Annotated in this window: 10 protein-coding genes; 5 read left to right on the top strand and 5 right to left on the bottom strand. The window is 68.5% G+C overall.

Annotated features, from left to right (window positions below; genetic code table 11):
* Window positions 1-96: 96 nt before the first annotated feature.
* The gene (locus ABD002_RS13685) at window positions 97-1071 is read right to left on the bottom strand and encodes a mitochondrial fission ELM1 family protein (protein ID WP_343792031.1); all 975 of its coding nucleotides are present in this window, start codon (window positions 1069-1071) and stop codon (window positions 97-99) included.
* A gap of 257 nt (window positions 1072-1328) precedes the next feature.
* On the opposite strand from ABD002_RS13685, the gene ABD002_RS13680 reads away from it, so the two are divergent.
* Window positions 1329-1937, top strand: coding sequence for a YceI family protein (locus ABD002_RS13680; protein WP_343792029.1), 609 nt, complete (start codon window positions 1329-1331; stop codon window positions 1935-1937).
* 202 nt (window positions 1938-2139) lie between these two features.
* On the opposite strand, the gene ABD002_RS13675 is transcribed toward ABD002_RS13680, so the two are convergent.
* The gene (locus ABD002_RS13675) at window positions 2140-3399 is read right to left on the bottom strand and encodes a Yip1 family protein (RefSeq protein ID WP_343792027.1); all 1260 of its coding nucleotides are present in this window, start codon (window positions 3397-3399) and stop codon (window positions 2140-2142) included.
* A gap of 175 nt (window positions 3400-3574) precedes the next feature.
* Here ABD002_RS13675 and ABD002_RS13670 point away from each other — a divergent pair, with 175 nt between their 5' ends.
* From ABD002_RS13670 to ABD002_RS13660, 3 genes are all read left to right on the top strand, one after another.
* Entirely contained in the window at window positions 3575-3784 is a 210-nt protein-coding gene (locus ABD002_RS13670; RefSeq protein ID WP_343792025.1) for a zinc-finger domain-containing protein, read from the top strand.
* 36 nt (window positions 3785-3820) lie between these two features.
* The gene (locus tag ABD002_RS13665) at window positions 3821-4909 is read left to right on the top strand and encodes a glycosyltransferase (RefSeq protein WP_343792159.1); all 1089 of its coding nucleotides are present in this window, start codon (window positions 3821-3823) and stop codon (window positions 4907-4909) included.
* An 88-nt stretch (window positions 4910-4997) separates the two neighbouring features.
* Complete coding sequence (locus tag ABD002_RS13660; protein ID WP_343792023.1) at window positions 4998-6254, top strand: O-antigen ligase family protein; 1257 nt, start codon at window positions 4998-5000, stop codon at window positions 6252-6254.
* A gap of 114 nt (window positions 6255-6368) precedes the next feature.
* Here the strand turns inward: ABD002_RS13660 and ABD002_RS13655 are convergent, their stop codons facing one another.
* Genes ABD002_RS13655 through lpxL form a run of 3 tightly spaced genes read right to left on the bottom strand, consistent with a single transcriptional unit; the run spans window position 6369 to window position 11437 of the window.
* Window positions 6369-7772 carry a DUF3999 domain-containing protein gene (locus ABD002_RS13655; protein ID WP_343792021.1) on the bottom strand — a complete coding sequence of 468 codons (1404 nt, stop codon included), beginning with the start codon at window positions 7770-7772 and terminating at the stop codon, window positions 6369-6371.
* Complete coding sequence (locus ABD002_RS13650; RefSeq protein ID WP_343792019.1) at window positions 7769-10492, bottom strand: DUF2339 domain-containing protein; 2724 nt, start codon at window positions 10490-10492, stop codon at window positions 7769-7771. Before ABD002_RS13650 ends, ABD002_RS13655 begins: the two co-directional genes overlap by 4 nt.
* Window positions 10493-10519: 27 nt before the next feature.
* A complete protein-coding gene (lpxL, locus tag ABD002_RS13645) occupies window positions 10520-11437 on the bottom strand; it encodes an LpxL/LpxP family Kdo(2)-lipid IV(A) lauroyl/palmitoleoyl acyltransferase (protein WP_343792017.1) in 918 nt (305 codons plus the stop codon).
* A 113-nt stretch (window positions 11438-11550) separates the two neighbouring features.
* Between lpxL and waaA the strand changes: the two genes are divergently transcribed.
* The gene (gene waaA, locus ABD002_RS13640; protein ID WP_343792015.1) at window positions 11551-12855 is read left to right on the top strand and encodes a lipid IV(A) 3-deoxy-D-manno-octulosonic acid transferase; all 1305 of its coding nucleotides are present in this window, start codon (window positions 11551-11553) and stop codon (window positions 12853-12855) included.
* Window positions 12856-12899: the final 44 nt, after the last annotated feature.

Raw genomic sequence — 12899 nt, 5'->3', positions numbered from 1 at the left:
CCGGAACAGTGAGCCAGGTCATGCTAGGGCAAAGCCGCTGTCGGCAACCGGGCCGAAAGTTCCGGCGGGATCAGGTCGGATTGTCGCGGTGGGGACTTAGTGCGGCGCGCTCGCGGTGAACGCCTGCCAGCGTTCGCGCACGAGCTCGGCGATGGCCGCGGTTTCCGCAAGCGGAGCGGGTTGCGCGAGCGAGGCGTTGTCATCGAGCCGACGCAGGTGTCCGCTGGCGAGGAGCTCGGCGTGGAACGCGGCGAGCTTGCCGGTGACTGCACGTGGCGCGAACGTGTAGACCGGCTTGCCGGTTGCGCAGGCCTCGGACAGCATGTTGACCGAATCCGGGGTGACGACGATGCGATCGGCCCAGGCGAGAAAACCGGCGTACGGATTCTCGCCGTCGTCCGGCCCGCTCCAGAGCACGCCGGGAAATGCTGCGAAGGCTTTGCGAAGCCGTGCCGTGACCGGCGGCGGTGTGCGCCGCGAAACGCTGGTCAGGAAGCTGCCGCCGTCAACCGAGTGGCGCGTCGCGAGGCGTTCGAGCAGCGCATCGAAATATGCGCCGTCGAGTCGCTGCGCGCGGTTCGATCCGCCGACCAGCACGGTCGTGCGCGGTGTCGGCAGCGCGCCGAAGGCCGCGAAGCGCGCGCGTGCGGCGCCGAGCCACTCGTGGTCGACCGGATTCAGCGCGCCGATGCTGTGGATCACGTTCGTGCCCTCGACGCGATCGTGCTGCGGCGCGATGACCAGATCGAACGCGGCGCTGTCGATACGTGGATCGAGGATCTGCACGCAGAAGGTTCGCGCGTCGCTCCAGCCGCGCAGCAGCCGGGTGACCAGCGCAGCGCGGCGTCCGCAGCCGATCGCGATGTCCGGCCATGGCGGCAGCAGCGGTGCGCCGGCCTCGTCGCGGATCGCCGCGTGTGCTCCGGCGGTCAGGCGCGGGGCGAACGCAGCCCATGGCTGGCGCACATGGACGCGCAGCTCGCGCGGCGCGAGGCCGAGCGCGCGCGCCAGCGCGAGCGCCTGGCGCTCGTTGCCGGCGGCGCCGTCGCTGATCGCCCAGCAGGATGGCACGGCTGAAGGATGCGGGGTCATCCGCGCAGGGTAATGCAGGCAGGCGCCCGGGTGAGCGGCAGCGGCGCGCCATTGTGCGCGTGGCGGAAACACTGTTTCCGGCCGGCGCGTCTTGCCGTCGCTATCGCACGGTTGCATGCTTGATGAGTATCGCGCCGCCGCCATCGTGTGGCGACGTCGAATCGTTTCATCGGCGCATTCACCGTCGATGCCGCGCCACCCCGTTCCCAATGCTTCCGTCCAACAGGAGTGTTCTCATGATTCGCCGCATTGCCCTTGCCGCAGCGCTCGCGCTGGCCACCGCGCCGGTATTCGCGGGCACCTACACGCTCGATCCGGCACATACCCAGGTTATCTTCAGCTGGAACCATTTCGGCTACTCGAATCCGTCCGCCCAATTCGGCAAGGTCGAAGGCACGCTCGAATTCGACCAGGCAAACCCGACCAAGTCGTCCGTCAGTGTCACGATCCCGCTTTCGAGCATCGACAGCCACGTGGCCAAGCTCGACGAGCACCTGCAGTCGAATGAATTCTTCGACGCGGCGAAGTACCCGGATGCGACCTTCAAGAGCACCAAGGTCGAGAAGGGCGCGGGCAAGGACAAGCTCAAGGTCACCGGTGACCTGACCGTGCACGGTGTGACCAAGCCGGTCGTGCTCGACGTGACCATCAACAAGGTCGGCGAGCATCCGATGCGCAAGGCGCAGGCGGCAGGCTTCGATGCGACCACGACGATCAAGCGCTCCGAATTCGGACTCACCAAGTACGTGCCGATGGTCAGCGACGACGTCAAGGTGCACATCACCAGCGAGACGATCGACGCCAAGGCCTATGCCGAGAGCCTGAAGCCGGCGGCGAAGAACTGACGCACTTCGCGATCTCAAGGTTCCTTGCAACAACCTCCGTAGGAGCGACTTCAGCCGCGATGCTCTCGCTCTGAATGCTGAAAGAGCATCGCGGCTGAAGCCGCTCCTACGAAAGCGTTTTCTTGCCGCCGGTCCGAAGGTTTCGGATCGCCGGCCAAAGTAATGTGGACAGTTGCCGCGGGTCAGCGGACTGCTCGCCGCGTCAACCCTTCTTGACACCCTGTTCCTTCAGCGCCTCGAGCCCGGCGAGATTGAGGCCTGCGACCGCGGCCTTCAGATCGTTGATGCTGTCCGCGTTGCCGGAGACCTTCACCGAGAAGCGGTCGCCGAGCACGATGCCGTATTCGCCGCTCTTGCTCTGGCTGTCCCATTGCTCGTGGATCAGGCGGCCGTCCTGCTTGTAGGTCTTGTCATAGCCGTGGTCGGTTTCCTTGTCGTTCTCGACCGCGGCCCAGCCGGCCAGCGCCATCAGGCCTTTGGCGGTGCCCATGTCGGTCACTTCCAGACGCAGTGAGCGACCCGCGCCGTCGGAATAGGTCGCATGCGCCTCGGAGATCTGCATGCCCATCGCACCGTTGCGCTCGGCCGAGAACTCGGTGCGCTTGAGGCCGGCCAGTGTGTCCGGCACGAACGGCTTCAGCACGTCGGGCGCCAGTGCCTCCACTTGGCCACTGCCGGTCGCGGCGCCCATGACCGCGCCCAGCGCCTTGGCCTGCGCGTCGGCGTCGCCGGATTTCTGCGCGGCCTCCATCTGCTTGCCGGCCGCGTCCATCTTCTTGCTCCAGGCGTCGAGCTTGCCGAGCGTGCTGTCCTTGTCGATCGTGACCTCGCCGCCGTCACTGCTGACATGCGCGCCGCTCAACGCGCCGCCCATCATCGCGCTGGTGCCGATGATGCCGCCGACGATCAGCATGATGATCCAGCTCAGCACGATCGCGATGATGATGCTCACCGCGGTATAGCCACCGGCTTTCTCCGGCGGGCACTTCATCGTCGGCGACAGGCCGAGATAGAGCAGGTAGATGCTGTAGATGCCACCAGCGATCGCGATCAGCCAGCCGAGGCCGGGGATGATCACGCCGATGCCCGCGATCCAGCTCGCGGTGTATGCATAGCCGACCGCCTTCAGCGCCTGCACCTGGTTTTTCTGGCCACTGAAACTCGGCGCCAGCGCATCGATGATCAGCGCCATCACGTAGACCAGCGCGAGGCCCAGCGCATACGTCACGATCATGCCCGTGATGCCGGCCATGATCGGTGTGCGATAGTGGATGCCGAACATGCCGTAGCCGATCAGGCTGCCCTTGATGAAACCGGCGATGGCCGGAATCGCGGCCAGGATCGCGATGTAGTTCTTGTAAAGGTCGGGCACCGTCGCCGGTTCCGCCGCGATGACCGGCCATTCGGTCTTCGGTGTCATCAGAATCGCCTTGACCCGCGCTACCAGCTTGGTTGTATCCACGTGCTCCTCCCGGTTGAGTCGATGGAATGCAGCTGCCGGCATTCTAGGCCAGAAGGCCGGGGGGCGCGCCGCGCTGGAATTCGCGCCGGCAGCGCGATCGGGGTCACGGGCAAAATGTGAACGGGTTGGCACGCGTCCTGCTGGTAAACTGGACGACTTGTCGATGGAGCCAGCCATGTCGCGCCCCAATCCCGCGGCGGAAAAGACCATTCCCGCCAATGCCGAGAACCGTTATCAGGTCACCCGCGCGGACCTGCCGTTGTCCTGCCCGATGCCGAGCATGTCGCTGTGGAATTCGCATCCGAAGGTGTATCTGCCGATCGCCGAGCAGGGCGGTCACGTGAAATGCCCCTATTGCGGCGCCGAATACGACCTGATCGCCTGACACACGCCGATCGTGCAGTCGCGCGCCCTGACCATCATGCAGCTGCTGCCGGCGCTGGAAGCCGGCGGTGCGGAGCGTTCCGCACTGGAGATCGCGCGCGCGCTGGTCGCGGAAGGCCATCGCTCGATCGTGGTTTCGGGCGGCGGCCGTTTCGTCGACCGGCTGGTCGCCGAAGGCAGCGAGCATGTCACGCTGCCGATCGGGCGCAAGTCGCTGGCCAGTCTGGCGCAGGTGCCGAAGCTGCGTGCCCTGTTCCGCAGCGAGCGTCCCGACATCGTGCATGCGCGTTCGCGCATGCCGGCCTGGCTGGGCTGGTTCGCGCTGCGCGGCCTGTCGGCGCGGGCGCGGTTTGTCACAACCGCACACGGCCTGAACAGTCCCGGCCGCTACAGCGCGATCATGACCCGTGGCGACCGCGTGATCTGCGTGTCGAACACGGTGCGCGACTACTTGCTGCGCAACTATCCGCGCACCGACCCGGGCAAGCTCGTAGTGATCCCGCGAGGCGTCGATCCGGAGGACTTCCCATACGGCTACCAACCGGACGGCTCCTGGCGCGAATGGTTCTTCGCCGAGTTCGCGCAGCTCGCCGGCGCGCCGCTGCTGACCCTGCCGGGGCGCGGCACGCGCCTGAAGGGCCATGCTGACGCGATCGAGCTGGTCGCCGACCTCAAGGCGCGCGGCATCGACACACGCCTGCTGCTGCTCGGTGCGCGCCAGGCCGGACGCGAAGCCTACGTGGCCGAGCTTGAACAGGTCGCGTCATCGCGCGGCGTCGCCGACCGCATCGTGATCAGCGCGCAACGTGACGACGCGCGCGATATCTATGCGATTTCCGCGCTGGTGCTGCAGTTGTCGAACAAGCCGGAGGCGTTCGGCCGCACGGTCGTCGAGGCGCTTTCGCTGTGCCGTCCGGTGCTCGGTTACGACCATGGCGGCGTCGGCGAACTGCTCGCGGACCTGTATCCGGCCGGCCGCGTGCCGCCCGGTGATCGCGAGCGCCTCGCCGAGCGCGCGGCAGAGCTGCTGCGTCTGGCACCGGCAATCGCGCCGCTCACGCGCTATCGCCTGGTCGACATGCAGGACGCGACACTCGCGCTGTACCGCGGCATCGTGCAGCGCTGAGACCGCTCGCCGCGCATCCGCTCTCGCGGATGCCGGGCCATGTGGCGCGCACAGATAGAATGGGCGGACTTCCCTCGCAGGATGCCGCGTGATCCCGCCTTCTGTTTCCCGCACGACGCTCTGGCCCGCGCTGTTCGTTCTCGCCGTGCTCGTGCTGCTGCCGCTCGGACGCAGTTCCGAGCTGCCGCTCGCGTGCGGAGGGATCGCCGCACTGGTGCTGCTGGCGCGATGGCGCGTTGATTGGCGCGATCACACCTCGCGCCTCGTATTCGCCTTGTTTGCGTGCTACTGGCTGCCGGCACTGCTGTCGGGGTTCGCCGCGGTCGAGCACGGCAAGACCTGGTCGACCGTCGCGGTCACGCTGCGCTTCCTGCCGTTCGCGCTGTTCACCGTCTGGGCGCTGCGCGATGCGGCGCGTTGGTCCGCGCTGACCGCAGCGATCGGCATGATCGTGGCGTTGTGGGCGATCGATGCCTACGTGCAGATGGCGACCGGCTACAGCCTCGGCGGCGCAGCCGAAATGGAGCGCGTCTCCGGCATCTTCGGAGCGGGCAACCTCAAGCTCGGTCCGGTGCTCGCGGTGCTGTCGCCGTTCGTGCTGCTCGCGGCACGCGCGCGCTTCGGCCGACGCGGACTCGCGCTCGCGTTCGTGCTGCTCGTCGCCCCGATCCTGCTTGCCGGCTCACGCGCAGCGTGGCTTTCCTACGCATTGGTCGGCGTGCTGCTCGCCTGGCACGAGACGCGCGACCCGCGCCGCTTCCTCGGCGTGCTCGCCGCGCTCGCGATCGGCATCGGCACGCTCGGCGCGCTCGCTTGGCACGACTCGACGCGCTTCGGCGCGCGCATCGAGCGCAGCCTGCTCGCGCTGCGCGGCACCGAACGCGCGATCGACGAGGCCTCGGCCGGACGCCTCAGCATCTGGCACACCGCGCTCGCGATGAGCGCCGCGCATCCGCTGACCGGCGTCGGCGTGCGCGGCTTCCGCTACGCCTATCCGCACTATGCGGCGCCGAACGACCGCTTCGTCGACACCGCGAGTGATATCGGTGCTTCGCATGCACACCAGATCGTGCTCGAGGTGCTGAGCGAGACCGGCGTCCTCGGTCTTGCGTTCTGGATAGCGGGCGCGTGGCTCGCGTTGCGCGCGTGGTGGCGCGCGGACGCCGCCGCGCGCGCGCGCGCGTTCGCGCCCGGACTTGCGCTGGTTGCGATGTGCTTTCCGCTCAACACGCACCTCGCGTTCTATTCAGCGTGGTGGGGCCTGCTGTTCTGGTGGCTGCTCGCACTGTATTGCGCGGCGCTGGCTGCGCGTGGGGAGACATCTGAAGCGCCCCATCCGACATAGTTCCGATCTGCGTTTGAAGCCCTCCCCTTCAAGGGGAGGGTTGGGTGGGGATGGTGTTGCTATGGCGCGACCGCAGGAATAAACCCATCCCTCCTTCCCTTGAAAGGGAGGGCTTCAAGGCTTGTTGTCTCGCGTACCGCGCAGCAGACTGATCGCGAAACCGCCGACCACGGCCGCACCGGCGACCAGCACGCTCCAGAGCAGCCAGCGCCGCCAGGGGGTCGGTGCCGGCGGCGGTTTCAACGCGATCGCCCCCGCGCTTTCCCGCGCGGCGCCGAGCTTGGCCAGCGGCGGTTGCCAGTCCTTGCCGGACTTCGCGCGCAGGCCCGCGAGCGCGGCGTCGACCGGGTAGTCGGCGCGCCGCACCCGTGCGCTGCCGACCGCGAGCGTCCAGGGGCCATCGCCCTCGGCGAGGAACACGAAGCTGTCGGGTCGGTAGCCGAGGGCCAGCCGGGGCGCCGCGGCCAACGGCACGCGCGATTCGATACGGAACTCGCGCAGGCGCGGTGTGCTGGTCAGGTCGATGTCGCTGTTGCGGATCGTCTCGTCGCCCGAGCGCAGACGGAATGCAGTGACGCGAGCGAGATCGCTCCACTCGCGGCCCGGACTCCCCGGCATGCGTGCCGACAGCGTCAGCGGCGCGAGCGCGTTGTCGTTCGCGAGCTCAATGCGCGCGGCATGGATCGGCAGCGCGGACGCCAGGGCATAGTCGAAACGCGCCACGCCGGCGGGCAATTCGACGTCCGCCGGCGTGGCAACCAGGGCCGCGTCCAGCCATCCTCGAGCCGGCGCCGCGTGGCCGCGCTCGACCGAATGCGCCTGTGCGCCGAGGCCGGAGAGATCCGCACCGTCGTCGAGCCGATGCAGGCGCAGGTACTTCGCGCGAACGCCACCGAGCACGATGTCGTGGCGTTCGAGGCGGGCGCCCGCCTGTTCGAGCGCCAGCACGGTTCCGCTGCCGGCATTTCGCCAAGTCTGCAGATCGTCGCCGGCCTCGATGCTGAAGCGGGCGACGACGCCGGACGTGGGCGCGGTCCATGCGAGCACGACGCTGTCGATCGCACGATCGACAGCGCTCGCATCGAGCAGCCAGTCGCGTACCGTCGATTTCGTGGTCGCGGGTGTCTGCTCGCCTGCATCGATGCGACGCAAGCGTCCGTCGGCATCGCGGTCGATGACCAGGCGCAGATCGCTCGCGGCGGCGCCGGACGCGGCAGCAGGCAGCGCAAGCACCGGCAGCGGCACATTCTGTTCGCGCGAGGTCGCCGCCGGCTCGGTCGCAATACGCGCGAACGGTACGGGCAGCCGCGCGGCATTGAAGACCTCGACATCGCGCAGCGCTGCATCCTGGACCCAGGCATAGACTTCGGGCGTCAGTTCGATGCGCCACGCGCTGTTTCCATCTTGAGGACTCGCCGCCGTCTCGATCGGGAACGTATAGGCATAGTCCGCCGGCGTGTTCGCGTTCGCGGCGGAGGCGGCGAGCAGCGTGGAAGCGAGCAGGGCGCGCACGTTCATGGGACAGCTCCATTGACCGGCGCACGCGGCGGCGCCGGTGCGAAATAGCCGATCACCGTGCACAGCAGACCGTACGCGATGAACGAGGCGATACCGAACAGGTTGCCGAGATGGGTGCGGTCGACCAGCAGCAGCTTGGCCAGCACGACGCCCATCAGCACAGCGCCGGCCAGCCACAGCATGCGGTTGCCGCGCCGCGAGCCTTGCACCCAGCCGAGCACGCCGAGCACGCTCCAGACCACGGTCAGCGCGGTCTGCGCGAGGTTCGACGACCACAGGCTCGCGTCCCACGGCACGTGACCGAGCTGGTGCGTGGTGCGCAGCGTCGCCGCGGTCACGAATGCGAAACCGGCCACGGCGAGCAGCGTCGCGCGCCGCGCCGCGAGGTCGGTGGCGGTATCGCGATCGGCCAGCCAGCGCGCGGCCAGCGCGAGCACGCCGATCTGCGCAAGGTCGACCGGATTGAGCACGGGGACGAACGGCAGCGGTGCGCTGGCACCGTCGTGCAGCAGCAAACTGGCGAACGCGATGATCGCGACCAGCGCCTGCGACGCGAGCAGCAGACCGCGGTGTCCGGCGAAGCGCATCTCGAGCGGAGGCGCGATCCACGCCGGTCGGAGCAGCGTGATCGTCCATGCGGCGAGCAGCGGCAGCAGGGTCGCCGCGTCGTGCCAGCCGATCGCGAGCTGCGCGTCGCCGGCGAACTGGCGCATCGCGACCGCAAGCGCGAGTGTCCAGGTCCACAGCCAGCCGATCTGCGCAACGACGGGCGTGTTGCCCGGTTCATCGCGCAGCGCGCGCAACGCGAAAAATCCCGCGGCCGCATACGCGGCGAACGCGGCCAGGCCCCAGCCGGCGAACGGACGGGCGCCGGCATTGGCAAACATCAGACTCACTACGATGCCGAACGCGAGCGCGATCGCTGCCGTCCACGCGGGCGCGCCTGCACGCACGCGCAGGAACGCGAATCCCGCCAATGCAGCCGTCAATGCCGCGAACGCGAGCAATGCCTGTGTCTGCAGGCTCGTCGGCACGAAATGGTCGATCTCGCGCAGGCCGGCGCCGAGCCACCAGGCGAGTCCCCACAGGTACAACAGCAATGCGAGTTGCGGCCGTGCGCCGTCGCGCCAGTACAGCCAGGCGCAGACGAACGCCGCCGCCGCGATCAGCAATGCACTGATGCAGAGGCTGTTCGCGATCGGCGTCATGCCGCCGCCGGCGCTGCCGAACGCGAGCGCGAAAGCGAATGCGCCCGCCGCGAGCGCCTGCAGCACGAGGCCGCTGATCCGTGGCAGCCGACGCTGCTGGCGCAGGCCGAGCCAGACCAGCGCCGCACCCTCGAGCGCGAACGTGCTGGCGGTGACACGTGCGCTCAGCGCCAGCGGCACCGCGAGCGTCGCGAAGCCGACCGCCAGCACCGCGAAGGATTCGCCGAGCGTGCGCAGACGCGGCATCAGCCACCCCGCGAGCGCTGCGTAGACTGCGGCGAGCGCCAGCGCCGAATACGCGAGCGGCATGCGCTCGCCACTGAGCAGCGCGGCCTGCAGCGCGAACGCAACCAGCGGATTGCCGAACACCAGCGTGCCGTCGACGAGGTCGCGCGTTTGCGGCGCCTGCCGGCGCGCGTACAGGATCGGGATCGCGAGATAGATCGCGAACCAGATCAGCAGGAACGGTTCGGTACTCGCGAACAGCGCGTTCTCGTAGCGCAGCACGCCCCAGGCCGTGCCGATCGCATAGGTGGAGAAGAAGCCGAGCAGGTTCAGTGCGCGCCACGGCTTGCGCCAGGCGATCGCGAAGATCGCGAGATTGAGCAGCGCGTAGTACGAAAACAGCACGACGTGGTTGCCGCTGCCGGTCGAGATCAGGATCGGCGCGGCGAAGCCGGCAAGGATGCCGAGCACGGCCAGCGCGAGCGCGTCCTGCAGCACCGCGAGCACGCCGGCACCGGCGACCAGGACCAGCAGCAACGCAAACGCTGCGCCGGCCGGCAGCAGCTGATAGAGCCGGAATGCAGCGAACACGGTCAGTACCAGCACGCCGATTGCGCCGCCCTGCAACGCGAGTCCGAAGCTGCGCCGGCGGGCGCGCTCGCGCCAGCCGAACGCGAGTGAGCCGATCGCGGCGAGCCCGATGCCGGCGAGACGGAACTCGACGGGCAGGCGCAGCCAGCCCTCGTCGCTCGCGTACTTGAGCAAGGCAGCGATGCCGGCGAACAGCACCAGCATGCCGACCTTGACCGGCACGTTGCCCTCGGTGAACCAGCGTTTCAGCCAGGCGGCGACTTTTTCGACGGGACCGGGTTCGAGGGGTTCTCGTGTTCCGCCGACGGTCGCGGACGGTGACGTGCCTTGCGGCGGCACAGGGGGCGGCGTCGCCGCGTGCGCCGTGGCGTCGATCACGGGCTGGTCGATGACCGCGCGCGGTGCGATTGCCGGCGCCGCTGCAACGTCCGGAGCGGGCGCTTCGGCATGCTCCGGATGCGCGTCCGTGGCGCGTGCGAGCGTCGCGGCCGGTGCAGGCACGCGCGGTGCGCGCTTGAACGCATCGAGTTCATTGCGCAGCACGTCGATACGTGCGGACAGGCTGCGCTGGCGCACCAGCACGAGCCCGATCGCGAAGCCGCCCAGAAAACCCAAGGCTGCGGTTGCGTCGTTGCCGACCACGCTGCCGACGACGAGGCCGACGATGCAACTCGCGATAACGATCAGGAACGCCATGCGACTCTCCCCCTCAGGATGTGCCGGTCAGTAGACGTCCGCCGCTCCGCGCGGTCGCGTCTTGAAGCGCTTGTGCATCCAAAGGTACTGGGTTGGCGCCTCGCGCACCATGCGTTCGATGCTGGCATTGACGCGCGCCGTGTCCGCCACCGCATTGGCGCTCGGGAAATCGCCGAGCGGTGCTTCGAGGCGGATCGCATAACCGCCGTCATCGCGGCGATGGAAGAACGGAATCACCTTCGCGCCGGACAGGCGCGCGAGGTGATGCGTCGCGGTGATCGTCGCCGCGGGCACGCCGAAGAACGGCGCGAACACGACGTCCTTGCCGCGCATATCCTGGTCCGGCGCGTACCAGACCGTGCCGCCGGACTTCAGGTAGCGCACGGTCTGGCGCAGTTCGTCCTTGGCGAACATCGCGTCCGCATAGCGCAGCCGTGCACGCTTGATCGCCCACTCGAACGCGGCGTCGGCGTGTTCGCGGTACATGCCGGCGATCGCGATCCGCTGCGAGACGAGGCGCGAGCAAAGTTCCAGATGGGAAAAGTGCGCACCCACGAGCAGTACGCCGTGCCCGGCTGCGCGGGCGGCCTCGAGATGATGCAGGCCCTCGAACGTGACCGGAATACGTTCGATCGCGCGCACCGAGCCCATCCAGGCCAGCGCGAACTCGGCCAGCATCGTGCCGCTGTCGCGCAGGTTCTCCTCGAGCAGCGCCGCTCGTTTCCGGTCTTCGAGCTCCGGAAAACACAGTGCGAGATTGCACGCGGCGACATGTCGGCGCTCGCGCATGATGCGTGCGGCAAGCCAGCCGAGCCCGCGTCCGACCCCGAACAGCAGCCGGCGCGGCACTTTCGCGGCAAGCGCGATGAAACCGAGCCCGATCCAGGCGGGCCAGTGGCGTGGGGCGAGCAGTGCGTAGCGGAACGGCGGTGCGGTCTGGCGCATCGCGCGGATTATGGAGGAAGCCGGGCGGCAGGCCGAGGGCGCGGTCCGGCTTCCATCCTTTGGCCCACGGCCCCCGAAGCTATACTTTCGCACCCTCCGCGTCCGTCGCTCCCGTGTTCCAGCGCTTCGTCTACACCCTCACGCTGTATCTGCTGACGCCATTCGTCGTGTATCGGCTGGCCGCGCGCGGCATCAAGTACCACGGCTACTTCGCGCGCTGGCGCGAGCGCTTCGGTTTCTTCCCCGACCCCGGCATCCGCGACAGCATCTGGATCCACGCGGTCTCGCTCGGCGAGGTCAACGCCGCGGTGCCGCTGATCGAGGCGCTGATGCGCCGCTACCGCGATTCCCGGTTCGTGATCACCACGGTCACGCCGACCGGGTCCGACCGCGTGCTGCAGCTGTTCGGCGATCGCGTGTTTCACGTCTACCTGCCGTACGACCTGACCACGGCAGTGAAGCGTTTCCTCGATCGCGTGCGGCCGCGCCTGGCCGTGATCATGGAAACCGAAATCTGGCCGAACCTGTTCATGACGTGCGCCGAGCGCGGCATCTCGATCGTCGTCGCCAATGCGCGGCTGTCGGAAAAATCGTTGCGCGGCTACTGGCCGATCCAGCCGCTGGTGCGCCGTGCGATCCGTTGCGTGAGTTTCGTCGCCGCGCAATCGGCGTCCGACAACGAGCGCCTGCGCGCGCTGGGCGCCGCCGAACCGCGTCTGGCGGTGGTGGGCAATCTGAAGTTCGACATGGCCGTGCCGGATAGTGCGCGCGATCGTGGCGTTGCGTTCCGCGCGGCGGCCGGCGGCGCTCGGCCGGTGTGGATCGCCGCGAGCACGCACGAGGGCGAGGAGCTGATCGTGCTGAAGGCGCATGCGGCCGTGCTGCGGCGTTTTCCGGATGCACTGTTGCTGATCGCGCCGCGCCATCCGGAACGATTCAAGCCGGTTGCCGCGGCCTGCCGCGCCTACGGATTCCGCACCGCGACGCGCAGCGAGGAGGGCGGCGCCGACGTGAGCTGCCAATGCTTCGTGGTCGATTCGATGGGCGAGCTGATCGACTTCTACGCTGCGGCCGACGTCGCGTTCGTCGGCGGCAGCCTGGTGCCGGTCGGAGGCCACAACCTGCTGGAGCCGGCGGCACTGGCGCGGCCGGTCATCGTCGGGCCGCAGACGTTCAATTTCGAGGAGGTCACCGAGGACCTGATCAAGGCGCGCGCGGTGATCCGGATCGCCGACGGTGACGCGTTGGGCCTGACCGTGGTGCGCCTGCTGTCACGCGACGTCGAGCGGCGCAGCATGGGCGAGGCGGCGCATGCAGTGATGGAAAGCGAGCGCGGCGCGGTCGAGCGGACGATGGCGATCGTCGAGCGTGTGCTGGCCGAAGCGAACACGAGCAGCGATAGTCAGGGGGTGTTGTAGGAGCGGCTTCAGCCGCGATGCCGTTGCTCTGACATCGCTGGAAA

Source organism: Dokdonella soli (assembly GCF_039523175.1).
Classification (GTDB): domain Bacteria; phylum Pseudomonadota; class Gammaproteobacteria; order Xanthomonadales; family Rhodanobacteraceae; genus Dokdonella_A; species Dokdonella_A soli.
Note: the sequence above shows the minus strand (reverse complement) of the source record. Positions and strands in the feature narration are given on the sequence as shown.

What these genes read in the sequence shown, in the direction of transcription:
- ABD002_RS13665 (WP_343792159.1), top strand. Translation starts at nt 3,821, where the DNA reads ATGCAGCTGCTGCCGGCGCTGGAAGCCGGCGGTGCGGAGCGTTCCGCA.
- ABD002_RS13650 (WP_343792019.1), bottom strand. Translation starts at nt 10,492, where the DNA reads ATGGCGTTCCTGATCGTTATCGCGAGTTGCATCGTCGGCCTCGTCGTC.
- lpxL (WP_343792017.1), bottom strand. Translation starts at nt 11,437, where the DNA reads ATGCGCCAGACCGCACCGCCGTTCCGCTACGCACTGCTCGCCCCACGC.
- ABD002_RS13655 (WP_343792021.1), bottom strand. Translation starts at nt 7,772, where the DNA reads ATGAACGTGCGCGCCCTGCTCGCTTCCACGCTGCTCGCCGCCTCCGCC.
- ABD002_RS13680 (WP_343792029.1), top strand. Translation starts at nt 1,329, where the DNA reads ATGATTCGCCGCATTGCCCTTGCCGCAGCGCTCGCGCTGGCCACCGCG.
- ABD002_RS13670 (WP_343792025.1), top strand. Translation starts at nt 3,575, where the DNA reads ATGTCGCGCCCCAATCCCGCGGCGGAAAAGACCATTCCCGCCAATGCC.